Source organism: Pollutimonas subterranea, from assembly GCF_002849655.1.
GTDB lineage: Bacteria > Pseudomonadota > Gammaproteobacteria > Burkholderiales > Burkholderiaceae_B > Pollutimonas > Pollutimonas subterranea.
On the sequence record NZ_PDNW01000009.1, the window covers coordinates 96117 to 117433 of the forward strand.

22 protein-coding genes are annotated in these 21317 nt (G+C 58.5%); 10 read left to right on the plus strand and 12 right to left on the minus strand.

The features are described from left to right. Positions 1-117: 117 nt before the first annotated feature. Complete coding sequence (hemN, locus tag CR159_RS11990; RefSeq protein ID WP_102074187.1) at positions 118-1551, plus strand: oxygen-independent coproporphyrinogen III oxidase; 1434 nt, start codon at positions 118-120, stop codon at positions 1549-1551. Here hemN and CR159_RS11995 read toward each other — a convergent pair. Continuing rightward, positions 1544-1942 (minus strand): YbaN family protein, encoded by a 399-nt coding sequence (locus CR159_RS11995; RefSeq protein WP_102074188.1) that lies wholly within the window; start codon positions 1940-1942, stop codon positions 1544-1546. The two genes, hemN and CR159_RS11995, sit on opposite strands and share 8 nt — an antisense overlap. Positions 1943-2010: 68 nt before the next feature. Here CR159_RS11995 and CR159_RS12000 point away from each other — a divergent pair, with 68 nt between their 5' ends. Next, on the plus strand, positions 2011-2691 hold the full coding sequence (locus CR159_RS12000; RefSeq protein ID WP_102074189.1) for a Crp/Fnr family transcriptional regulator: 681 nt from the start codon (positions 2011-2013) through the stop codon (positions 2689-2691). Positions 2692-2719: 28 nt separating this feature from the next. On the opposite strand, the gene CR159_RS12005 is transcribed toward CR159_RS12000, so the two are convergent. Both CR159_RS12005 and CR159_RS12010 read right to left on the minus strand, forming a co-directional pair. Next, positions 2720-4066, minus strand: coding sequence for a hypothetical protein (locus CR159_RS12005; RefSeq protein ID WP_102074190.1), 1347 nt, complete (start codon positions 4064-4066; stop codon positions 2720-2722). Next, positions 4066-4305, minus strand: a complete 240-nt coding sequence (locus CR159_RS12010; RefSeq protein ID WP_102074191.1) for a DUF2249 domain-containing protein — start codon at positions 4303-4305, stop codon at positions 4066-4068. The genes CR159_RS12005 and CR159_RS12010 overlap by 1 nt, the downstream gene beginning before the upstream one ends. A 162-nt stretch (positions 4306-4467) precedes the next feature. Here CR159_RS12010 and CR159_RS12015 point away from each other — a divergent pair, with 162 nt between their 5' ends. From CR159_RS12015 to ubiT, 5 genes are all read left to right on the plus strand, one after another. Then, complete coding sequence (locus CR159_RS12015; RefSeq protein WP_199173306.1) at positions 4468-5673, plus strand: NAD(P)H-dependent flavin oxidoreductase; 1206 nt, start codon at positions 4468-4470, stop codon at positions 5671-5673. Positions 5674-5808: 135 nt separating this feature from the next. Beyond that, the gene (ubiU, locus tag CR159_RS12020) at positions 5809-6858 is read left to right on the plus strand and encodes a ubiquinone anaerobic biosynthesis protein UbiU (RefSeq protein WP_102074272.1); all 1050 of its coding nucleotides are present in this window, start codon (positions 5809-5811) and stop codon (positions 6856-6858) included. Between the two features lie 61 nt (positions 6859-6919). Continuing rightward, positions 6920-7807, plus strand: a complete 888-nt coding sequence (ubiV, locus tag CR159_RS12025) for a ubiquinone anaerobic biosynthesis protein UbiV (protein ID WP_102074193.1) — start codon at positions 6920-6922, stop codon at positions 7805-7807. Between the two features lie 17 nt (positions 7808-7824). Further along, a complete protein-coding gene (gene trhA, locus CR159_RS12030; RefSeq protein ID WP_102074194.1) occupies positions 7825-8442 on the plus strand; it encodes a PAQR family membrane homeostasis protein TrhA in 618 nt (205 codons plus the stop codon). 27 nt (positions 8443-8469) lie between these two features. Beyond that, positions 8470-8928 (plus strand): ubiquinone anaerobic biosynthesis accessory factor UbiT, encoded by a 459-nt coding sequence (ubiT, locus tag CR159_RS12035; RefSeq protein WP_102074195.1) that lies wholly within the window; start codon positions 8470-8472, stop codon positions 8926-8928. Between the two features lie 95 nt (positions 8929-9023). Here ubiT and CR159_RS12040 read toward each other — a convergent pair whose 3' ends face one another. The 6 genes from CR159_RS12040 to CR159_RS12065 form a co-directional block, all read right to left on the minus strand. Next, positions 9024-9746 carry an anaerobic ribonucleoside-triphosphate reductase activating protein gene (locus CR159_RS12040; protein WP_439650534.1) on the minus strand — a complete coding sequence of 241 codons (723 nt, stop codon included), beginning with the start codon at positions 9744-9746 and terminating at the stop codon, positions 9024-9026. Next, on the minus strand, positions 9736-9927 hold the full coding sequence (gene nrdD, locus CR159_RS12045) for an anaerobic ribonucleoside-triphosphate reductase (protein ID WP_102074196.1): 192 nt from the start codon (positions 9925-9927) through the stop codon (positions 9736-9738). The genes CR159_RS12040 and nrdD overlap by 11 nt, the downstream gene beginning before the upstream one ends. A 31-nt stretch (positions 9928-9958) precedes the next feature. Further along, complete coding sequence (locus tag CR159_RS12050; RefSeq protein ID WP_102074197.1) at positions 9959-11677, minus strand: ribonucleoside triphosphate reductase; 1719 nt, start codon at positions 11675-11677, stop codon at positions 9959-9961. Between the two features lie 192 nt (positions 11678-11869). Next, entirely contained in the window at positions 11870-12130 is a 261-nt protein-coding gene (locus CR159_RS12055; protein WP_102074198.1) for a DUF2249 domain-containing protein, read from the minus strand. A 109-nt stretch (positions 12131-12239) separates the two neighbouring features. Continuing rightward, the gene (locus tag CR159_RS12060) at positions 12240-14513 is read right to left on the minus strand and encodes an ATP-dependent DNA helicase (RefSeq protein ID WP_102074274.1); all 2274 of its coding nucleotides are present in this window, start codon (positions 14511-14513) and stop codon (positions 12240-12242) included. After that, entirely contained in the window at positions 14510-16231 is a 1722-nt protein-coding gene (locus tag CR159_RS12065; protein ID WP_102074199.1) for a VRR-NUC domain-containing protein, read from the minus strand. Before CR159_RS12065 ends, CR159_RS12060 begins: the two co-directional genes overlap by 4 nt. Positions 16232-16635: 404 nt before the next feature. Here CR159_RS12065 and CR159_RS12070 point away from each other — a divergent pair, with 404 nt between their 5' ends. The 3 genes from CR159_RS12070 to CR159_RS12080 all read left to right on the plus strand — a co-directional run bounded on the left by CR159_RS12070 (position 16636) and on the right by CR159_RS12080 (position 17584). Continuing rightward, positions 16636-16836, plus strand: a complete 201-nt coding sequence (locus CR159_RS12070) for a CsbD family protein (RefSeq protein ID WP_102074200.1) — start codon at positions 16636-16638, stop codon at positions 16834-16836. A 71-nt stretch (positions 16837-16907) separates the two neighbouring features. Then, on the plus strand, positions 16908-17072 hold the full coding sequence (locus tag CR159_RS12075) for a DUF1328 domain-containing protein (protein ID WP_102074201.1): 165 nt from the start codon (positions 16908-16910) through the stop codon (positions 17070-17072). 125 nt (positions 17073-17197) lie between these two features. Continuing rightward, positions 17198-17584, plus strand: coding sequence for a flagellar protein FlhE (locus tag CR159_RS12080; RefSeq protein ID WP_102074202.1), 387 nt, complete (start codon positions 17198-17200; stop codon positions 17582-17584). 43 nt (positions 17585-17627) lie between these two features. On the opposite strand, the gene CR159_RS12085 is transcribed toward CR159_RS12080, so the two are convergent. The 3 genes from CR159_RS12085 to CR159_RS12095 are packed head-to-tail and all read right to left on the minus strand — an operon-like array spanning position 17628 to position 21313. Continuing rightward, entirely contained in the window at positions 17628-17858 is a 231-nt protein-coding gene (locus tag CR159_RS12085; protein ID WP_102074203.1) for a DUF3820 family protein, read from the minus strand. Beyond that, on the minus strand, positions 17855-19105 hold the full coding sequence (locus tag CR159_RS12090; RefSeq protein WP_102074204.1) for a PepSY-associated TM helix domain-containing protein: 1251 nt from the start codon (positions 19103-19105) through the stop codon (positions 17855-17857). The genes CR159_RS12085 and CR159_RS12090 overlap by 4 nt, the downstream gene beginning before the upstream one ends. 12 nt (positions 19106-19117) lie before the next feature. Then, positions 19118-21313 (minus strand): TonB-dependent receptor, encoded by a 2196-nt coding sequence (locus CR159_RS12095; protein ID WP_102074275.1) that lies wholly within the window; start codon positions 21311-21313, stop codon positions 19118-19120. Positions 21314-21317 lie beyond the last annotated feature (4 nt).

Here is a 21317-nt window from a genome sequence, read left to right on the forward strand (position 1 = left end):
CGTAGATCAAGAACGGTTTTGATCTATGTCATGACAATGTCAGAGTGATGCAAGCCGCATATTCATTGGCATGCATGGACGCCTCCAACGGCGTCGCAGCCATAAACGGAGTAAGTAATGAGTGCCACCAATAACGTTGATACCATGCCTGAAAGCTCGGGTACTGTCGCCTTTCCCGACATTGAAATTTCAGAAGCACTGATACGCCGTTTCGATAGTTCCGGTCCGCGCTATACGTCCTATCCCACGGCTGACCGTTTCAAGGCCGATTTCACCGAACCCGCTTACACCCGCTACCTGGCCGAGCGTGCGACAGCCGCCGGCAATCCGCCGTTATCCGTCTACGTGCACCTGCCTTTCTGTGAGTCGCTCTGTTATTTCTGTGGCTGCAACAAGATCATTACCCAGGATCACAGCCGTGCCGCCGAATACCTGCGCTATCTGGACAAGGAAATCGCCCTGACGGCCCAGCATCTTGGCCCCGACCGAAAAACCGTGCAACTGCATCTTGGCGGCGGGACGCCTACATTCCTCAGCGCAGCCGAACTTACCCAGCTGATGGAATCATTGCGCGGGCATTTCGATATGGCGCCCGATGCAGAGCTGGGGGTAGAGATCGACCCGCGCACGGTCACCGACGCCACCTTGTCCATGTTGGCCGGGCTGGGTTTCAACCGTACGAGCTTTGGAGTGCAGGATTTCGATCCCGCGGTCCAGGCGGCCGTAAACCGCATACAGCCGCTTGAAATGGTCGAGAAAGCGCTTGTCGCCAGCCGCAGCGCCGGCTTCCAGTCGGTGAATGTAGACCTTATCTATGGCCTGCCCAAGCAGTCGCTGGCCAGTTTCAATCGCACGCTGGACCAGGTGATCCGTCTTTCTCCAGATCGCATCGCCTTATATAACTACGCACACTTGCCCAGCCGGTTCAAGGCGCAACGGCTGATTATCGCCAGCGATCTGCCCACGGCCGAAGACCGTCTGCAGATTTTCCTGATGTCCACCCGTCGATTGCTCGAGGCCGGCTATGTCTATATTGGCCTGGATCACTTCGCCAAGCCCGACGACGAATTGAACAAGGCACGTCTGGACGGCAGCCTGCACCGCAACTTCCAGGGGTATACCACCCGCGCGGAATGCGACTTGGTCGGACTGGGGGTTTCCGCCATTGGCAAGGTCGGCAATTCGTACAGCCAGTCGGTGCGCACGCTTAACGCCTACTACCAGTACCTCGACCAGGGGCGCTTGCCGACGGAAAAGGGTTACGACCTGACGCCCGACGACGTCCTGCGTCGTCAGATCATCATGACCCTGATGTGCAGCATGCCCCTGGATTTTGCTGCGATCAACGCCCGGCATGGTATTGAATTCACCGAATATTTCGCGCCAGAGCTTGCCCGGCTCCAGCAATACGAAGAAGCCGGCCTTATGCAGACCAATGAACAAGGCATTACCATCACGCCCAAAGGTCGCCTGTTTGTACGCGCCATCGGCATGGTGTTCGACAAGTTCATGGGCCAGCCTACGGTATCTACCTATTCCAAGCTTATCTAGGGTGCGGGCGCTGGTCGACGGTCCCATTGGCGCGAACCAGCGTCTTGGCGCGTAACAGGTAGATGGTCACGCCCACGCCCGGGACCAGCAGGAAGGCGCGTACCCATGCATACGGGACGAACCAGGCCGATATGGCCAGCGACGTCCAAAGGAAAATCATGGCAACGATTTTCGCGCGCAGCGGGATGCCGGCGCCATTTTGCAGATTGACGAGGTAGGGGCCGAATAACTTGTTACGCATCAGCCACCGGTGTAGACGTTCCGAGCCGCGCACATAGCAGGCCGATGCTAGAAGCAGGAAAGGTGTGGTGGGTAGCAGTGGAAGAAATATGCCAAGTACGGCAAGCGTCAACGCCACTGTTCCCGCAATATTGAACAGGATTTTGATCACTATGTTGTTCTGCTTCAGGTTTTAGCTGTGACTGGGCAAACACAGCACCGTTATGGGATTCTAGCAATATGAGTACAAACAAGATACGTATCCAGGATTTTCTGTCCCGGGTGCCATTGTTCAACGAGCTGGGCGCCGAAGAACTCGACAACATCGCGCTAGGCACGACAGAGGTGCAGGCGGCGCGCGGCGAAATCGTTTTCCACCGCGGCGATCCTTGCGTGGGCTTCCATACCGTGGTCTATGGACAGATCAAGCTGATGTTTGTCTCACCCATGGGGGGCGAGAAGGTGGTGCGGCTTATCGGGCCCGGCGACAGCTTCGGCGAAGCCCTCATGTTCATGGACAAGACCTATATCGTCACGGCGCAAGCCTTGGCCGACACTTTACTGCTGCATGTCGACAAAGGAGTGTTGTACGGCGAACTTGATCGACGTCCCGGTCTGGCTCGCAAAATGTTGGCCGGCCTGAGCCAGCGGCTGCACGCATTGATCAGCGACGTCGAGGCTTATTCATTGCGCTCCGGCACCGAGCGCGTGATCGGCTATCTGCTGAAAGGCGAGCCTTGCGAAGACGGTCAGCAGTTAAGGCTGGAAACCAGCAAGACCGTCATCGCGTCGCGTTTGAACCTGACGCCGGAGCATTTCTCACGCATTCTCCACGACCTGAACGCAAACGGCCTGATCAAGGTGAAAGGCCGTGAAATCACGATACTCGATTCGGACAAGCTAAGCGCTTATCAAAGTTAGCGGATGGGGGCGGATTTTCACCGGCTCTCTACCCGGGTGCCCGTGTTGCCGCCGTTTGCGCTTGCTGCGCGGCATGCTCCTCAAGGCCTATGGCGATTTTCTTCTTCGCGTTCAGGAACAGGCGGATTGCGCCAGCTATGTTCCACCCCAGCCAGCACACCGATATTGCCATGGCCAGGGCAGCGGGGCGGGTGAATGGGTACGGCCAGACTGCCGCTGCGATCAGCAAAGGCACGGCGCAAGCATGCGCGTAGAACTGTCGTGTTGCGACATGGTTGGGAATGATGTCTTTGACCTTGGGTACCACCCGCAGTGCAACCGGCAGCTTGTTCTGCGCGTGGTACCAGAGCAGGAAGGGGAAAATCTTGTAGAGCATCCCGTTGATGGCGGACCAGGCAAAGCCCACAATAAACAGCATACCGAGCGCAATTGAGTAGTCGGTGCCTGTGACGTGCTGTACAGGCCATAGCAGCGCACATCCCGACAGGCTTAACATGGCCGTGCGCCAGAACAAGGTCGTGGCATCCGGCTTGGGTCGCTTGCGCGTATAAAGCAGGTAAAGCGTCGCGCCTGCAAATATCGCATAGCCAAGCAGAATGAGCGTGGCAGCCATACCTCCGGCATGCGAAAGGCCGAGTGCCAGGCCGGCTGTCCAGGCGGCCAGCAGGATAAAGATCGAGGGCGCCATCCAGCGCGTAATTGGACGTGGATAGAGCTCGGTTACCTGGAATATGGGTACGACCTGGTAAGCCATGCCGGCGACCAGCAGGCCCACCCAGCCCAGCAAGCCCCAGGCGGCATGAATATTGGTCAGCAGCACCAGCTGCACCGGCAGGCCGGGCCACGCGAAGGCGGCGGCTAGCGTGCCGCCGAGTGCGACCGTAATGAATAGTGCGGCAAGGGCGAGCCGGCTTGCCAGCAGCACGTCTTCGGCGCCTTTCGCCGCGAGGGTCCGATGGAGCCATAAGCCCCCGGCGCACGCCACCAATAGCCAGGCGAAGGCCAGCAGCAGCGCCGCCAAGGCCAAACTGAAAAGCAACGGGTATCCAAGCAGAAAAGCGGCTGCAAGCAAGAGCGTGCCCAGCGTAAGCATGGCGTGCACCACGGTCGAGGTAAGGCGCGGGGCCAGGACGTTTACGCCGCTTGCAACAGGGAGGATCTGCATGAACGCACCGGCCATGGCGCTGGCCAGCACGCCCAGCGTGAACAGATGGGTCAGCGCCAACGTGTAGGGCGTCCAGCGCGATGCAAATGCCTGCGGACCGGCCACCAGCAACAATATGCTTGCCAGCAGGGCGAACACGGGTACCGTCAGGAAAAAGCGCAGAGGTACTGAAAGCCTCGGGGAATTGTCGAAAGCCAGGGCGCGGCGCATCAGCGTTTATGCCAGATCAGCAGTTCGTAGCGGTAGTCGGGAGAGGTAGTGGTTTCGTACTGGAAGTTGTTGTCGTCGAGGATGGCGTACAGGGGCCGGGGCTCGCGGTCGACCAGCATGCGCAGGCATTGATGGGGTTGAAGGTCGCCAAGTGCTTCCAGCACTAATTCCAGGGGTTCGGGAGGCGGAAGACCGCGTGTATCGAGCAGGATTTCGTTTTCGGATTGCGGGGTAGTCATGGGCTTCGCTGCTCAGGTTGCTGCTCGTCGCTATATTGAAACAGAGCATTTTTACATCTACGTAAACGACCTAACCTTGATATTTATTAAGGAATACGATGCCGTTCGCCTGCATAGTGGCTACTGCGCTTTCACGCCTCTATTTTACGAAGGACTCTTATCGTGCTGCACTCCGCTCTAGAACTACTCAAGCTGAAAGGCAAGTCCCTGTTACCCATCGTGCAGGGCGGAATGGGTGTGGGTGTATCCGCCCATCGATTGGCAGGAACGGTAGCCTCGCTGGGTGCCTTCGGTACCATTTCCAGCGTCGACTTGCGCCGCCATCATCCCGACCTCATGGTCCAGACGGGTCGTTCACGCGATAAGGCCCTTATCGACTCAGCCAATCTAGTCGCTCTCGACCGCGAAGTCAACGCGGCCAAGAAAATGTCCCGCGGCAACGGCGTAGTGGCAGTCAACATCATGAAAGCCGTGGCCGAATATGCCGCCTACGTTCGTCAGGCATGCGAAAGCAATGCCGATGCCGTCGTGGTGGGTGCAGGTCTTCCGCTAGACCTTCCTGAACTCACCACCAACTTTCCCAAAGTGGCCCTGGTGCCCATTCTGTCCGACGTTCGGGGCATCGGTGTCATCCTCAAGAAATGGATGCGCAAGAACCGCCTTCCCGACGCCATCGTCATCGAGAATCCCCGCTACGCCGCCGGTCACCTGGGCGCACCCAGCGCCGACGCGGTCAACAATCCCAACTTTGCTTTTCCCGTTGTGCTCGAGGGCACGCTGCAGTTGCTCAAGGACCTGGGCCTGGAACGCGAGAACATTCCGCTCATCACCGGCGGTGGCATACATAGCCACGAACAAGTTGTAAAGCTCATGGGCATGGGGGCCAATGCCGTACAGTTGGGCACACCGTTCGCGGTAACCGAAGAAGGCGATGCGCATCCCAATTTCAAGAAAGTGCTGGTCGAGGCCCGTCCCGAAGATATTGTCACCTTCATGAGCGTGGCGGGTTTGCCGGCACGTGCGGTACGCACGCCCTGGCTGGCCAACTATCTCGAAAAAGAAGAAAAACTGCAGCGCATGGCCAAGCCTAAGGCCTGCACTGTCGGCTTCGATTGCCTCGCCCAATGTGGCTTGCGCGACGGAATCAGCAAACACGGGCAATTCTGCATCGATACCCAACTTGCCTTTGCTTTGGCAGGCGATATCCGGCGCGGCCTGTTCTTTCGCGGTTCCGAAAAGCTTCCCTTCGGCAATTCCATACGGTCAGTACGCGAACTGATCGAATACCTGCTGACCGGCATCAGGCCGGCATTGGCCGCAGTCGCGTCTCCCACGGTAAGGTCCGACCAGGCGCTCGTCCCGGCCTGATTCCGCTTTACTTCCGTACTCCGTAAACAGTATCCCAAAGAACGCCACCGGAAAGATCCGTCGGCGACGTTCCTTCGGGACGGGCACTGTTGTGCCCAACATCTTGAATAGCTTTACATGTATCAAGGCGACACCATGACGCTAACGCTTTCTACCCAGCCCGATCACGCAACGTCCTCCGCGGCGCCCATGGAACTGGTCTGTCCCGCCGGCAGCTTGCCCGCTCTTAAGTCGGCCATCGATAACGGCGCGGATTGCGTGTATCTTGGCTTTCGCGACGTCACCAATGCGCGCAATTTTGCCGGACTGAATTTCGATGAGGCCGCCATCAACGAGGGCATACGTTATGCCCATGCGCACCGGCGCAAGGTCTTCGTGGCACTGAACACCTATCCTCAGCCTTCTGGTTGGGCGTTGTGGCGGACCGCAGTCGATCGTGCCGCCGATTCGGGGATCGACGCAATGATCGTCGCTGACCCGGGCCTCATGCAGTACGCAAGCCAGCATCACCCTCAGCTGCGCCTGCATCTGTCCGTACAGGGTTCGGCCACGAACTACGAAGCCATCAATTTCTACCGCGAGCATTTTGGGGTGGTTCGCGCGGTGTTGCCTCGGGTGCTGTCGCTGACCCAGGTCGAGCAGGTCACTGAAAAAACTCCGGTCGAAATCGAAGTGTTCGGCTTTGGCAGCCTGTGCGTCATGGTGGAAGGGCGGTGCGCCCTGTCTTCCTACGCGACGGGCGAGTCGCCCAACACCCACGGGGTCTGTTCCCCGGCCAAGTCGGTACGCTGGCAACAAACGCCGCAAGGCCTGGAATCGCGCTTGAACGGCGTGCTTATCGACCGCTATGCCGACGGAGAAAATGCGGGCTATCCCACCTTGTGCAAAGGCCGTTTCGACGTCGCCGATGAAAACTACTACGCGCTCGAAGAGCCCACCAGCCTGAATACACTCGAACTCCTTCCCAAGCTGATGAAAATGGGCGTGCGAGCCATAAAGATTGAAGGACGGCAGCGCAGCCCGGCCTATGTGGCCCAGGTTACGCGGGTGTGGCGCGATGCCATCGATCAGTGCCTGGCCAGCCAACAACGCTACTCGGTGAAACCTTCCTGGATGGCAGAACTCAACAAGGTCGCCGAAGGCCAGCAGCATACGCTCGGTGCCTATCACCGCCCATGGAAATGAAAACCCATATGGTTATAAGTCGCTCACAAGGAACAAGCGTCAACATGCAGGAGGCAGGACTGTGAAAATCGCTTTGGGACCCGTGCAATATTATTGGTCGCGCTCGACCGTCATGCAATTCTACGAATCCATGATTGATACGCCGGTCGATATTGTCTACTTGGGTGAAACGGTTTGTTCCCGCCGCCACGAATTGCGTCTGCCCGATTGGCTGGATGTCGCCGGCATGCTTGCCGATGCCGGAAAAGAAGTCGTTCTGTCCACGCAGGTGCTGCTGGAGTCCGGCAACGACCTGGCCACGCTGCGGAAAATCACAGAGAACGGCCGCTACGCCGTCGAGGCCAACGATATGGGAGCCGTGCATTGCCTTGAAGGCAAGCCGTTCATTGCCGGGCCTTACTTGAATGTCTACAGCGGGCCCACCCTGAACCTCCTTGCAGGCCTGGGCGCGCGTCGCTGGGTGATGCCCCTGGAGATGGGCCGGGAAGGCCTGGCGCAAATGCAACACGATCGCCCGTCCGGCATGGAGACGGAAATTTTCGCCTACGGGCGTATGCCGTTGGCATTTTCCGCGCGCTGTTTTACGGCGCGCAACCGCAATATACCCAAGGACAACTGTCAGTACGTGTGCATGGACCACCCCAATGGGCTACTGCTTGAAACACGCGAAGGGCAGCCGTTCCTGGTGCTCAACGGCACGCAAACGCAATCGGCCCTGGTCTATACCTTGCTGCATGAAATAGCTACCATGGGCGATATGGGCGTGGATATCCTGCGGCTAAGTCCGCAAGCTGAACACACCGCCAATGTCGTGGACATGTTTCACAGCGTAATCCACGGGACGCAAACCATAGCCCAGGCTTACGATCGTCTCCTGCCCCTAATGCCGGCCGCCCCCTGTAATGGCTACTGGCACGGCAAGCCCGGCCTGGAATTATTGGTGGCTTGAAAGCAAGGTAATAAGTCATGTATTACGGCGAAAAATTCAACAGCATCAGTCATTTGGCAGGCGCGGCGCTGGCGACGGTCGGCGCGGTGGCGCTCATTGTCCTTGCCGCGCGGGCGGGCGACCCCTGGAAGATCGTAAGCTTTAGTGTCTACGGCGCCATGCTGATTTGCCTATACCTGGCGTCCACGCTTTATCACAGCCTGCGGGGCCGGGCAAAGAAGATCTGGTGCAAATTCGACCACTGCGCTATCTACTTGCTTATTGCGGGCAGTTATACCCCTTTTGCGCTGGTCAGTTTGCGCGGCGCCTGGGGCTGGTCGCTGTTTGGCGCCGTCTGGGGCTTGGCCGTGTTTGGCATCGTCCAGGAAATCTGGCTGGCCAAAGGACACCGCATTCTTTCGTTGGTCATCTACGTACTCATGGGCTGGCTGGCGGTCGTTGCCGCAGTCCCATTGGTGCAGGCGCTCTCGTGGGAAGGTTTTTTGTGGCTGGCCGCCGGCGGCCTGGTCTACACCATCGGTATTGTTTTCTATGTCTTCGACGAAAAGTGGCGCCACGGTCATGGCGTATGGCATTTGTTCGTGCTGGGCGGCAGCGTATGCCACTATTTTACGGTTGTGTCCTATGTCGCTTGAGCCATGGGTCTTCATAAGGAATTATCAATGAGCCCCTCTGCCTACTCGTTTCCAGCCCCGTTGCAAAAGGTGCTGTCGAAGTTGCCGCCTTACCCGGGCTCCGTCCTTTTTGTAGCAGGGCTTAACCTGGCGCTGGCGCGCCATCTGCCTCCGGACACTTTGCGCCTGCTCGATGGCAAGAAGCTGCGTATCCAGGCAAAGGATGCCGGCGTGGGGTTCGACTTCATCTGGCGCGATGGTTCATTTTCGGCTGCCCGTCATACTGGCGCGACTGACCTGGCCATCAGCGCCAGCGTCCATGATTTCCTCTTGCTGGTGCAACGCAAGGAAGATCCGGACACCTTGTTTTTCAGCCGGCGGCTTATCATGGAGGGCGATACCGAGCTTGGCTTGCTGGTAAAGAACACGCTCGACTCCATAGACCTGTCAGTGTTTTCGCCAAGCAATTTACTGCCAGCCAGGTTGTTTGGGCGCAAGGCCGGCTAGTCAGCGTCGTCGCGCAGCTCTGTTTAACGCGCCACCTGTCGGAAAAAGAGCCGCGCCATTCCCCCATGCTGGTTGAATGGCGCGGCGTGAGCGGGTTAACTGCGGCGCAGCTGAAAGCTCGGGAACAATCCGGCAATCTGTTCAATGACGCCAACGCTGGGGTAGGTGTTTGACATGCTGGTGTTCAAGGCGACGTCGCTGCAGCCTTGTGTGCGAAACACCTGTAGGGCGTAGTTCGTGACGCGCATATCGGCCAGGGTACGCGCCAACCGCAGCAATACAGGCTCCGGCAGCAAAGCCGGATGCGCGGTCGTACGGCATTCATATGCAACGCCACTGGCCAGCACTGCCTCCAGGCTTGCCCTTGCTTGAAGTCCGCTGTTTGCCACGCGCGTGACGGTGGAGTAATCGGCAAACTCGGCTTTTATATCCAAGCCTATCCAGTCCAGGGAAGGAAGCACGCTTTTCAGGCGCACTGGATGCGTGCCCCCACTGTGCATGCCGACTTTGTAGCCCAGCGCCTGCACTTGTGCGATAGCATCGCCCAGTAAAGGATCCATGGACGGCTCGCCGCCACTAAATACCACCGCGTCAATAAGGCCGACCCGGCGTTTGAGCAATCCGATTACGTTGGACCAGGCAATGGGGCTGCCGGCAGTGCGTGTTTGCAAATGCGGATTGTGGCAATAGCCGCAGCGCCACGGACACCCCTGTACGAATACCGCTGCTGCCAACTGGCCGGGATAATCGGTGGCCGTGAACGGCGTTACGCCGCCCACCTTCAGGGTACGCCTGTGATGCACGACCTCAGGCGACAAGCTGGACCTCTTCAGTGAAGTACTTGCGTTCGTGGAATTCGCCTTTCTTTCCGATATTGAATGATGACATGGGGCGGTGATAGCCCATGACGCGGGTCCAGATTTCGCAAGCCTGGCGTTCGTCGTCGGATAACGCTATGTGAGTTGGCGCGGGGAAAGTAGGTGTTTGGGTGGATTTCATGGTGGGTTTCTCCTTGGTTGAAAAAAAACGATTACGCGGCCACGGCGCTGGGTCGTTCAGTAATGGCTTTGCGCGCGATCAGTTCATCGTCGCACTTGGGGCAGAAGTGATGGCTTCCGCCCAGATAGCCGTGGACCGGACAGATGGAAAAGGTGGGCGTGACGGTGATATAGGGCAGCTTGAAACGACCTAATGCGCGCTGTACCAGTTTGCGGCATGCATCGGCCGAGGACAGTGGCTCGTTCATGTACAAGTGCAGCACGGTGCCGCCGGTATACTTGCGCTGCAGGTCGTCCTGGCGCTCCAGCGCCTCGAAGGGGTCGTCGGTGTAGCCGACCGGCAGCTGTGAGGAGTTGGTGTAGTAAGGCATGTGCGCGGTTCCGGCTTGCAGGATGTCCGGATAGCGCTTTCGGTCTTCCTTGGCAAAGCGGTAGGTCGTTCCTTCAGCGGGCGTTGCCTCAAGGTTGTACATATGGCCAGTCTCTTCCTGGAAGGCCACCATGCGTGCCCGGACGTGATCAAGAAGCCTCACGGCCAGCTCGTAGCCCGACACAGTGGTGATGTCGTGCTGGCCATGGCTGAAATTGCGGATCATTTCGTTCACGCCATTCACGCCCAGGGTGGAAAAGTGGTTGCGCAGCGTGCCAAGGTATCGCTTGGTATAAGGGAACAAGCCGTTATCCATATACCGCTGTATGACTTGCCGCTTGATCTCAAGGCTGATCTTGCCCAGCTCCAGCAGCTCGTCCAGGCGCTGGAACAGGGCGCTTTCGTCGCCCGCATGCAGGTAGCCCAGCCGGGCGCAATTGATGGTCACCACGCCCAGTGAACCGGTTTGTTCCGCCGAGCCGAACAAGCCGTTGCCGCGCTTGAGGAGTTCACGCAGGTCCAGCTGCAGGCGGCAGCACATGGACCGGATCATGTTGGGTTTCAGTTCTGAATTAATGAAATTCTGGAAGTAGGGCAGGCCGTACTTGGCTGTCATCTGGAACAGGAGCTCGGCATTGGGGCTGTGCCAATCGAAGTCGTCGGTGATGTTGTAAGTGGGGATGGGGAATGTGAAGACACGGCCCTTGGCGTCACCCGCCATCATGACTTCAATGTAAGCGCGGTTGATCATATCCATCTCGGCCTGCAACTCGCCGTAGGTGTAGTCGACTTCTTTACCGCCAATGCAGGGTACCTGCTGGCGCAGGTCTTCAGGGCATACCCAATCGAAGGTGAGGTTGGTAAAAGGTGTCTGTGTGCCCCAGCGCGAGGGCACATTCAGATTGAAAATCAGTTCCTGCATGTACTGCTTGACCTCGGCGTAACTGAGCTGGTCCTGGCGAATGAAGGGCGCCATGTAGGTATCGAAGGAGCTGAAGGCTTGCGCGCCCGCCCATTCGTTTTGCAGCGTTCCCAGGAAGTTAACGATTTGTCCGACCGCGCTGGACATATGCTTGGGCGGGCCGGACTCGACCTTGCCGGGCACGCCATTGAGGCCTTCATTTAACAGTGTGCGCAACGACCATCCTGCGCAATAGCCTGACAGCATGTCCAGGTCATGCACATGCAGGTCGGCATCGCGATGCGCCTGGCCCACGGCGGGGGGGTACACATGACTGAGCCAGTAATTGGCAATGACCTTGCCGGAGACGTTCAGGATCAGGCCACCTAGCGAGTATCCCTGGTTGGCGTTGGCATTGACCCGCCAATCCACTTGTTCGAGATATTCGTTGATGGACGACGCGACGTCGATATGTGGCATAAAAACTCCGTATAACTATATGTTGTGGTTATGCGAAGAATAAATACTATATATAGTATGGTCAAGCCGAATGCGGCTAGAATTGTGGAATACTTGATTCAAGTTAAGCGCAGATAAAAAACGCGCTCCGTGAAGGAAGCGCGCGTTTCTGTATTGCCTGGAGTCGACGCGGTTAGGCGCGTCGCTCTGGTATCAGGCGACGATATGGAAGTCGATGATGATCTCCCCCGGCTGGCGTGACAGGTACTCGAATTCGATCTGGTCGCCAAAATGGCCCTGGAGCTGCGCTAGCAACGGCAAGGGATCGTGATCGTTGCAGAACCGCATGGTTTCCCCGGGTTGCAGAGCGGAAAGCGCGCCGAAAATGGCAGCGTGACGGAATCGCTTCGCGACGCCACGGGCGTCGAAGGGATGAACGTTATGTGCAAGGATGGGGAGGGTGGTATCGGTCACAGTAAGCTCCTGGTAGGTCCGGGTTGAATCAACCGGTGCCGTGGATTATAGGAAGGCCAAGCCGAAAAACCCCTGGGAACCACATTCCGAATAAGGGCAAAAAGCTGTCTTAAACCGACTGCACGTGCCACCATGCCGGCAGCAGTCGGCGCACGCGCGCCTGGGCGAAACGATCATCGATCAGGTAGACCACACCCTGGTCGCTATGGCTGCGGATTACGCGGCCTGCCGCCTGTACGACTTTCTGGATGCCAGGGTAGAGGTAGGTGTAGTCATAGCCCTTGTCCTGGCCGAAGGCCGCCGCCATACGCCGGCGTAGCCCTTCATTGACGGGATTGGTTTGCGCCAGCCCCAATGTGGACACGAATGCCCCGATCAACTGGCGGCCCGGCAAGTCTATGCCTTCGGCGAATGCACCACCCAGCACGGCGAACCCGATACCGGCGCCGTCCACCTTGAAGCGTTCCAGGAATTCGCCTTTTGCCGCTTCGCTCATGCTGCGCGCCTGCTCCCAGACGGGTATTTCTGGAAACCGCCGGGCGAATTCGCCGAGCACTTGCTGAAGGTATTCGAAGCTGCTGAAGTAGCTCAGATAGTTCCCGGGCTGGTCGCGATACTGTGCGGCCATGAGCTCGGCGATTGGAACCAGGGACTGCGCGCGGTGCTGATAGCGTGTAGATATTTGCGGGACCACGCGTACGTGCAGCTGGCTGGCCTCGAACGGCGATTCCACGTCCACCCATGCGGTGTTGTCGGGCAAGCCGAGAGTATCTCGATAGAACGTCCAGGGGCTCAGGGTCGCGGAAAACAGCGTCGTGGCCCGGCTGGCGGCGAAGCGCGGCTCGAGGAAGGGCGCGGGCACGACATTGCGCAGGCACATCACCGAGCTGGCCGCGCCTGACGAAATATCGCCACCGCGCAGGGTGATATCGAAGAGCGAATGGCTTCCAAAGACTTCGGCAAGCCGCGAAAAATGCAGGATGTCGAAGTGAAAGCGCTGCAGCGCGCTGTTGGTGTCTTGCGGATGGGCGGCCAGGTACTCGGCCATGGCGCTGCCGGTCCGCAGCAGTGCGGCCTGGAACTTGAACGGGACCTCGTCGTAGGCCTGGTAGCTGGCAGTTTGGTCCCGCCAGGTATCACGCCAGCATCGGGCAAGACTGGTCAATGTTTTCTTCAGGGCAGGGGGCGCAGTTTGTCGCAGCGTCTTGAGGTCGTATTCGTTCAGTTCGCTGCTGTACATTTTTCGTGCGCGTTCCAGCAGGTTGTGCGCCTCGTCGACAAGCACGCCTACCGTCCATTGATTGTTCGTCGCCAGGCTGTACAGCAACGCGGAGCCATCGAAAAAATAGTTGTAGTCACAGACGATGACATCGCTCCATCGGGCAAGGTCTTGTCCCAGCCAATACGGGCAAACCTGGTGTTGCAAGGCAATTTCGCGCAGCCTGCCTCTATGAAGCGCGCCGGCCGTTACGGCGGCCTGGCGGGCAGCCGGAAGGCGATCGTAAAAGCCCTGGGCCAGAGGGCAGGCCTCACCGTGGCAGGCTTGCCCGGGATACTCGCAGGTCTTTTCCTTGGCGGTCAATTCCAGGACGCGCAAGCTGCCGGCTGACGGGCTTTGCTCCAGCGTGGCCAGGGCATCCAGGGCAAGCTGTCGCCCCGAGGTCTTGGCGGTCAGGAAAAATATCTTGTCCAGCTGCACGCCGGGCGCGGCCTTGAGCAGGGGGAACAGGGTGCCGATGGTCTTGCCGATGCCTGTAGGAGCTTGGGCCATCAGGCATCGATTCTGCCTGGCCGCCTTGTAAACGCTTTCCGATAGCGGCCGCTGGCCGCGGCGAAACGATGCATGCGGGAACGGCAATGCTTCCAGTTTCAGGTCACGGCTGGATCGATGGCTCATTTCCTGTTGGGCCCAGTCGATGAACAGGCGGCACTGTTGCTGGAAGTAATCTTCCAGCATGGTCGCAGGGCAATCCTGCACCATTGTGGTTTCCTTGCGCTGGATGATGTCGTAATAGACCAGCGCCACCTTGATATCGTCGAGGCCGTACTTTTGACAAAGCAGATGGCCGTAGATCTTGGCCTGCGCCCAATGCAAGGCGCGATGGTTAGACGGCATGGCGTCCAGGTCGCCGCGGAATGTCTTGATTTCCTCCAGCTGATTAAGGCCGGGGTCATAGCCGTCAGCGCGCCCGCGCACGCGTAAATTGGCAAACTCGCCAGAAAGGCTTATTTCGGACTGGTAACCCGGTGCCCGCCCCGCGCGTACCACCGCGTGGCCTTCGATTCCCTCCTGCGCGGTGGGTGAAGGCGTGAAACGCAGGTCGAGGTCGCCGCGCTTGGCGGTGAATTCGCACAGGGTCCGTACGGCAACGGTATAGTTCATGGCACGGCACATGGCTCGTGCTGCACATAGCACACGGATACCGGCAGATCGTGACTGTGAAAATAATCCAGCCAGCGTATCTGGTTGTCTTGAAGACGGTCGCCGGGCCCTTTGACCTCTATCATCTGGTAGCGTTGTTCCGCCGGCCAGAACTGGATCAGGTCCGGCAAGCCGGATCGATTGCTGCGCACGTCGTGCATCAGCCGCTTGAACGCAATGTCCAGATGTCCGGCTGGGATGCAGGCCAGGGCATGGTTCAGGACATCGGTGGTGACGACATCCCAGGCGACAAAGGGTGACTGTATGCCGGCTTTGCAAGCGAAATTCTGCAGAATGGTGTCTTTGTACTGGCCGGAGCCGAGCTGGGCCATGCTGCTGTTGAAATGAGGCGCGCGACGATGATGGAAATCGGCATGCAGCAGGTCGGCCGGGCCTGGCTGGAAGGGATGAAAAAAGGCACCGGGGATGGCCGCGAAAATCGCCTCCCAGCACAACAGCCCGAACAAGGCATTGATGAGCGTGTTCTCGACATAGAAAACCAGTGTGTCGGGTTCCTGGGTCCGTAGATGATCGCGAATCTGCTGCTCCACGCGAACACATGGGTCAGGTGCCGGCAGGAGCAGGCGGGTGTGCGGCGCGGGACGTGCGCGCGGGCGGCACGGCGGTGGCTTGCCTGTACGGCGCAGCAAGCGCGGCATCATGCGTGCCAAAAGCTGTTGCTCGGCTTCGCTTTCGGGTGCTTGTATGGCGAGCTTTCCGATGTCCAGTGCTTCGTCGTAGCGGCCCGCGCGTTCAAGAACACGTATGCGGCGCGCTCGCGCCAGCGGATAGGCGCACGATGCATAGCAGCCTAGCGCGTCGGCCCAGTTGCCCAGGCGCTCATGGTAGCGGCCGATGTGAAACAGCAGTTTTCCGCGTCTCGTCTCGATCCAGTCGTTGTCATGGCGTAGCGCCATGGACCCGGTGATTTCGGCGATGACGGCGGCGTCATCCGCCGCAACCCCGGCAGCGAACCGTTCTTTGCTGTGGTGCAGCTGCAAATAAGCGTCAATGTCTCCACGCGACTGGAAAGCGCGTGAAGTCCTGGAGAAATCCACTTTCTCGTAGACATAGCGACCCAGGTCGGCCAGCACGAACTCGCTCCAGTCCTGCCTCATATTTCCAAAAAACATCAGCCGAAAGCGATCTGCCAGCGCGTTCATGTTTTCCTGGTATATCACCTCGCGCAGCAGTTCGTCTGCCTGGCATCCCGCGGATGCGCCCAGGCTGATCCATTGTGAAAGTTGGTGGGAATCTGGAAAGCTCGTGCGCAGGTACGCCAGTTGTGCACTTTTCACGGCCGTGGTGGCCTTGCCCGCTACCAGTTGCGGCCGGAATATCGTCGAGATCTCCGCCTTGCTGAGCAGCCCGAACAGTTCGTCAAGCGTAAGGGCCGGGTCCTGGTTTATCCATCCCTGGTCGACCAGGGCTTGCGCAGCCGGAAGCGTGTCGCCGATCTCGGCATAGTTCAGCTTGGACGCCCTGAACAGGCTGCCTTTGCGCATGACCATGCGCACCAGCAGACCGCGGGCGGCGCGCGGCAACAGCAAATAACGTGAGATCTGGTCCTGCTCTGCGGGAAGAAGCAGGTCACTGTAGCGTTTTTCGATCCATCGAAGGACGAACTCGAAATTTTCCAGATAGTACCAGGGATCCGCCAGTGTATTTGTAGAAAACATGGGAAGTAGGAATGCAGAGACAAGCGCCGGATGAACTGGGTATATATACAGTTTATCAGTTTGCGAGCCAGGCGCGCTTGTTACCGGAACGCCTTTAGCTTAAGTGATTGTTACCGGCGCCGGGATTGCAGGCCGGAGCCATCGCCTTGTGAAGCACTACGGTAAGACAGGCTCCGGCCCCGCTGCGTAAGGAAAAAGACGACATTCAACAGCGTCTCGGCTGCGAGGGGAAACCTCAAGCGTCTGTAATCTCCCACTTACATTCCCGGCTTTGGCGCCTTGACCAGAATCAACGCAAGCAGATAGGCTAGTACCAAGCGTGAACACATTCATTATGTTTTCACGCCTTCTGGTCGGCGCGTTGCTTGAGCGTCGAACCGTGTTGTCAATCAAGGGAGTAAGCCATGAATAAAGATACACTCGAAGGCCAATGGAAGCAGTTGTCGGGCAAGGCAAAGGCGGCATGGGGCGACCTGACCGACGACGAACTTACCCGGGTCAATGGTAACGCGGAACAACTGGCCGGCCTGATCCAGGAGCGATACGGCCGCACGCGCGAAGAGGCAGAGCGCGAAGTCAACGAGTTCTTCGACAATAATCGTTAAGGGCCCACTATCCACGAGAACAACGAAGTGCTGAATGTCGCTGGAAGACTAAAAGAAGAAGGGGAAATAATATGCTTTACTATGCTGTAGTCTTTTTCATTATCGCCATCATTGCCGGTGTTCTGGGGTTCGGCGGTATCGCGGCCGGGGCTGCGTCCATCGCACAAATCCTGTTTTTCATCTTCATCGTGCTTGCCGTGCTTGCTTTGTTAAGCGGTTTTTTCCGAAAGAAATAGCGCTTGTCGGCAGGTGTACTATGAGGTCCGCAGGCTTTCGGCTTGCGGGCCTTTTTGTCGAATTCAATGAGTAAAACGTGCAGTCAACAGGATATCGAAGACTAGTCGCTGCTGGTGGGCTCGCCATGTTGTTATGCTGGCGGCCGGTGCACGCGGGTGATCGCGCATGGACGCAAGATGCGGTCAGTCCGGCCATCAACTATAAGAACGTGGCCGTCGCTGCGCGGTACACGCCGAAAGCTTCTGCAACCCTGACACCGGCATCGCGAATCACCCGCGTCCAGGCAACGCGTTCTTACCACGGGAATGCGCGGATACAGACCCGCTTGTGCTGGAACGGCAGCGAGCGCTGTGTCAACTTGACCGGCGCCAGCGTCAGTACACATGAGTTTGACGGCCTCGATGCTGACAAGTCCATGTACCTGGTGCACACCGCAGTGGATGCCCGGCCAGGGCCACTGCCGTCACCTGTGTTTGTAAAGGGCAGCGTGGTAGTGTGGTACGAACCCTAGAATGGTTCAGTGGGCGCCAAGCAACACAAGAGCCGTACGGCAATCAGTGTTTGCTGGAATCTCCGCGCTTGCGCAACGGATCCAGCAATTTGCCCAGCCCATTGTGATCGATTTCCTGCATCAGCATCAATAACCGGCCGATTTCACCGGACGGGAATCCTTCCCGTGCGAACCAATTCAGATAGTTTCCGGGCAGGTCTGCGATGATCCTGCCCTTGTACTTTCCGTAAGGCATTGTGCGACTGACGAGCAGTTCAAGGTCTTCGGGTTTCATGATGCAGGCGTGTGCCCACGCAGTCGACGGGAGCGGCGCTTGCGTTCCCAAATTACGATTCCGGTCACCGACAACATGGCGACCAGTACACCCATCAGCGACATCATGATGCGCCCGGGCATACCCAGGATGCGGCCTGAATGCAAGGGAAGCTGTAACTGCACGAAGACGTCGGCCGCGGTGCCTTTCCAGGGGCGATGTTCGCCCAGCACAGAGCCGTCGTTCGCGTCGATATAAAGATTGGACAGGCCCATTCCCATGGCGCCCATTTCATTCTCTGGATCGAAGAATGAGACGTTGTAGAAGGGATAGTCCCCACCATAGTAGATGCCGCCAGCGGATGTTTCGAAGCCGCGGCGTTGGGCTTCTGTTTCCGCGACGCGCACGGCGTCCTCGAAACTGAGCTTGGGTTCGATATAAGTTCCGTAGGGCGCGGGAGTTTGCGTCTCGTAAGGCCCTGGTGTGGTTTGCGAAACCAGGGACATGACGGGATAGAAGATTTCGCGATATAGATTGAGCGAGAACGAGGTGAAGGCGACGACCAGGATGATGCCCCAGATCCAAAGTCCGCCGGCGCGGTGCAGGTCAAAATTAAGCTTGTAGCCGCCGGCCTTCCAGCGAAGCAGCCATGATGGTTTCCAGCGCAGCCACCAGTTTCCCGGTTTGCGATGCCGTAACGGAACGTCCTTTGCCTGACGCAATCGGCGCGGCGTGGTCAGGTACAGGGCAATGAAGCTATCAACCAGCCATAGCAGGGCGACGCCGCCCATCAGCCAATAGCCCCAGCGATCTGTGCCCCAGAATGCGGGAATGTGCAGGCTGTAGTGCAGATGCCGCAGAAATGGCATGAGACTGCGGCGCGATAGAGAAATCGCCAGGGAATCGCGGTGGCCAGTGATCTGCGCCGTTACCGGATCGACGAACACGTTGTTGTAGTCGAGAACGTAAGGGCGCCTCGTTGCGGGATCGGTCAGCGGCCGCACCAGGAAGGAAGCGGCATGCCCTTCTTCCAGGCCCAGCGAAATATAGCTGACCTCGACCCGCGGGTCGGCGGCTTCGACTACGGCCGCGAGGGCGATCGGGTCTTGCAGCGGCCCGCGGCCGGGCGTTTCCATGATGTCGGCGTTAAGCCATTCGTCGAGCTCATGGTCCCAGGAAGTGATGGCGCCGGTCAATCCGGCAACAATCAGGAACAGCGCAATGGCAAGGCCGGCCCATCGGTGCAGCAGTGTTGCAATAGCTCTCACTCTGGTACCTGTTTAAAACTCGACGGAGGCGGACAGCATGAACGTGCGAGGCGCGCCCAGTACCAGATAGCTGGCTCCGGGATAGCCGCCAGCGGAAGCCCAGTAATCCTTGTCCGCTACGTTATCCACGCTGGCCCGCAGGGTTACCATGCGACCTTCGATTTCGGTGACATACCGGGCGCCTATATCGAAGCGGGTCCAGGCGGGCAGGGTTTGCGTGTTGGCGGCGTCAGCATACTGGGAAGACGTATGTACAGCGCGGCCCGTGAGTGTCAGGCCTGCCACAGCGGGTACATCCCATTCCACACCGGCATTGAATAGAGTACGAGGCACGCCTATGGCACGATTGCCGTCCGTGAGGCCGCCTTGTGTACTGAGCTGCTTGGCATTAAGCAGCGTCACGCCGCCCAGCAAGCGTAAACCACGCGTGGGTTCGCCAAATACCGTCAGTTCAGCACCGCGATTACGCTGTTTGCCGTTGCTTCCGTAAATGCCCGTAGTCAGGTCGACAAATGGGGCGGGCTGATCGGTCGTGAAAAGCGCAAGGCTTCCACCGACTTTACCGCCGTCGAATTTGATGCCGATTTCTTTCTGCTTGGATTGGAAGGGGTCGAAAACTTCGCCTGCATTCACCACTGGGCTGGCCGGAAAGCCGTAAGACGCAGGAGCGGCGCCAACTTGCGTCAACCCTTCAATGTAGTTGGCATACAGGGATATTTCGTCGGACGCCTTCACAACAATGCCGGCAACGGGTGTGATGCGGCTGGTGCTGTTGACCGGAGGCTGGAGCTCTCCGGTGTCGAAGCTATATGCACGGTTATCGATTTTCTGGTGGCGCAGGCCAACGGTAAGCAAGACGCTGTCCTCGGCAAATGACAGCGTATCGGCAATGGCGAAGCTGGTCGTACGCGTGCTTTGGCTGAGCAGCGGATCACCCAGTGTGCCGCCGGAGAAAGAAATGGCATCGGAGTGCGGCCTGTTTACCGGGTTGTACAGGTTGGACGATATAGGCTCGTAAAAAGCGTAGGCCTGCCGGCTGTCGAAACGGAAATAGTTGGCGGAAGCATTGATGGTGTGCCCGATGCTGCCTGTATTGAACTTTGCCCGTATCCCGATTTCGCCCGTCTTTATGATGTCCTTACGTGAGAACGCCGAGCTGCTGACGCTCGTATCGCCAGCCAGGTTGTTGACGGTGGGGGTGGCCAAAGATGATGATTCGTCACTACTGCGGCCTCCAACGGCTGCCCACGCCATGACCTGGTCGGTAATGTCGAATTCGCCGCGGACCGTGCCGAACAAGTCGCGCTCATTTGAAAAAGTATCGGGAGGCGCGAAGCTGTTCCGAGCATCCGGCGCAGATGGTATGGGCAGTCCCGCCGCGATATTGACGCTCGGTTGGCTGCGGCTCAATTTGTGCTCCTGCCAACCCAGGTCGGCAGACAAGCGGGCTCGTTCGCCACGCCAATCAAGACCAATGCCAAAGGCACTGAGCTTGCGTTTTTCATCGTCGACGGCTGTGCCGCCGTCACGACGTACAGCGTTCAAGCGTATTCCGGTGTTCTCGTCCGGCCCGAAGCGGCGCGCCAGATCGACCGCCGCATAGCCCTGATTGCCACTTTCCCAGCCCAGTGTGACCTCCGACAATGGCGTGTTGGGCGCGCGTTTTGGAACCACGTTAATCGCGCCGCCGACGCCCGAGCCTCCGGGGGCCGCGCCATTGAGGAAAGCATTGGCGCCCTTGAACACTTCCAGGCGCTCGATGAATTCGCTGGCAAGATACTGGCGCGGCAGGAGGCCATACAAGCCGTTATAGGTAATGTCGTCTGAATACAACGGAAAGCCGCGCACCATGTACAACTGCTGGTAATTGCCGAAGCCGCGCGCAATTCGCACGCCGGGATCATTCTCCAGGATGTCGGCCACGCTGGCCGCCTGCTGGTCCTTGATCAACTGGCTGGTGTACTCAGTGCTATTGAACGGCGTGTCCATGGTGTCCAGGTTACCCAGCAAGCCCATGCGGCCTCCCCGGGCGACTTGCCCGCCCGCATACACGGGCAGCAGGCCCTCTGCCGACGCGTCGGCACTGGACTGTACCGTTACCGGCGCCAATGTTTCCACAGACCCTTCCGGCGCCGCGGATTGCGCGTGCGCGGACGCGCTCGCGAAGGCGGCAAGGATAGCCGCGTGCAAAGGGAAACGTTTGTGCATGGTA

Excerpts from the sequence above, each read along its gene's own strand:
- CR159_RS12080 (WP_102074202.1), top strand. The coding sequence starts at position 17,198 with ATGTTGTTATGCTGGCGGCCGGTGCACGCGGGTGATCGCGCATGGACG.
- ubiT (WP_102074195.1), top strand. The coding sequence starts at position 8,470 with ATGAGCCCCTCTGCCTACTCGTTTCCAGCCCCGTTGCAAAAGGTGCTG.
- CR159_RS12085 (WP_102074203.1), bottom strand. The coding sequence starts at position 17,858 with ATGAAACCCGAAGACCTTGAACTGCTCGTCAGTCGCACAATGCCTTAC.
- CR159_RS12005 (WP_102074190.1), bottom strand. The coding sequence starts at position 4,066 with ATGCGCCGCGCCCTGGCTTTCGACAATTCCCCGAGGCTTTCAGTACCT.
- CR159_RS12050 (WP_102074197.1), bottom strand. The coding sequence starts at position 11,677 with ATGCCACATATCGACGTCGCGTCGTCCATCAACGAATATCTCGAACAA.
- CR159_RS12070 (WP_102074200.1), top strand. The coding sequence starts at position 16,636 with ATGAATAAAGATACACTCGAAGGCCAATGGAAGCAGTTGTCGGGCAAG.
- CR159_RS12075 (WP_102074201.1), top strand. The coding sequence starts at position 16,908 with ATGCTTTACTATGCTGTAGTCTTTTTCATTATCGCCATCATTGCCGGT.
- nrdD (WP_102074196.1), bottom strand. The coding sequence starts at position 9,927 with ATGAAATCCACCCAAACACCTACTTTCCCCGCGCCAACTCACATAGCG.
- hemN (WP_102074187.1), top strand. The coding sequence starts at position 118 with ATGAGTGCCACCAATAACGTTGATACCATGCCTGAAAGCTCGGGTACT.
- CR159_RS12000 (WP_102074189.1), top strand. The coding sequence starts at position 2,011 with ATGAGTACAAACAAGATACGTATCCAGGATTTTCTGTCCCGGGTGCCA.
- CR159_RS12095 (WP_102074275.1), bottom strand. The coding sequence starts at position 21,313 with ATGCACAAACGTTTCCCTTTGCACGCGGCTATCCTTGCCGCCTTCGCG.
- ubiU (WP_102074272.1), top strand. The coding sequence starts at position 5,809 with ATGACGCTAACGCTTTCTACCCAGCCCGATCACGCAACGTCCTCCGCG.
- CR159_RS12010 (WP_102074191.1), bottom strand. The coding sequence starts at position 4,305 with ATGACTACCCCGCAATCCGAAAACGAAATCCTGCTCGATACACGCGGT.
- CR159_RS12065 (WP_102074199.1), bottom strand. The coding sequence starts at position 16,231 with ATGTTTTCTACAAATACACTGGCGGATCCCTGGTACTATCTGGAAAAT.
- trhA (WP_102074194.1), top strand. The coding sequence starts at position 7,825 with ATGTATTACGGCGAAAAATTCAACAGCATCAGTCATTTGGCAGGCGCG.
- CR159_RS12060 (WP_102074274.1), bottom strand. The coding sequence starts at position 14,513 with ATGAACTATACCGTTGCCGTACGGACCCTGTGCGAATTCACCGCCAAG.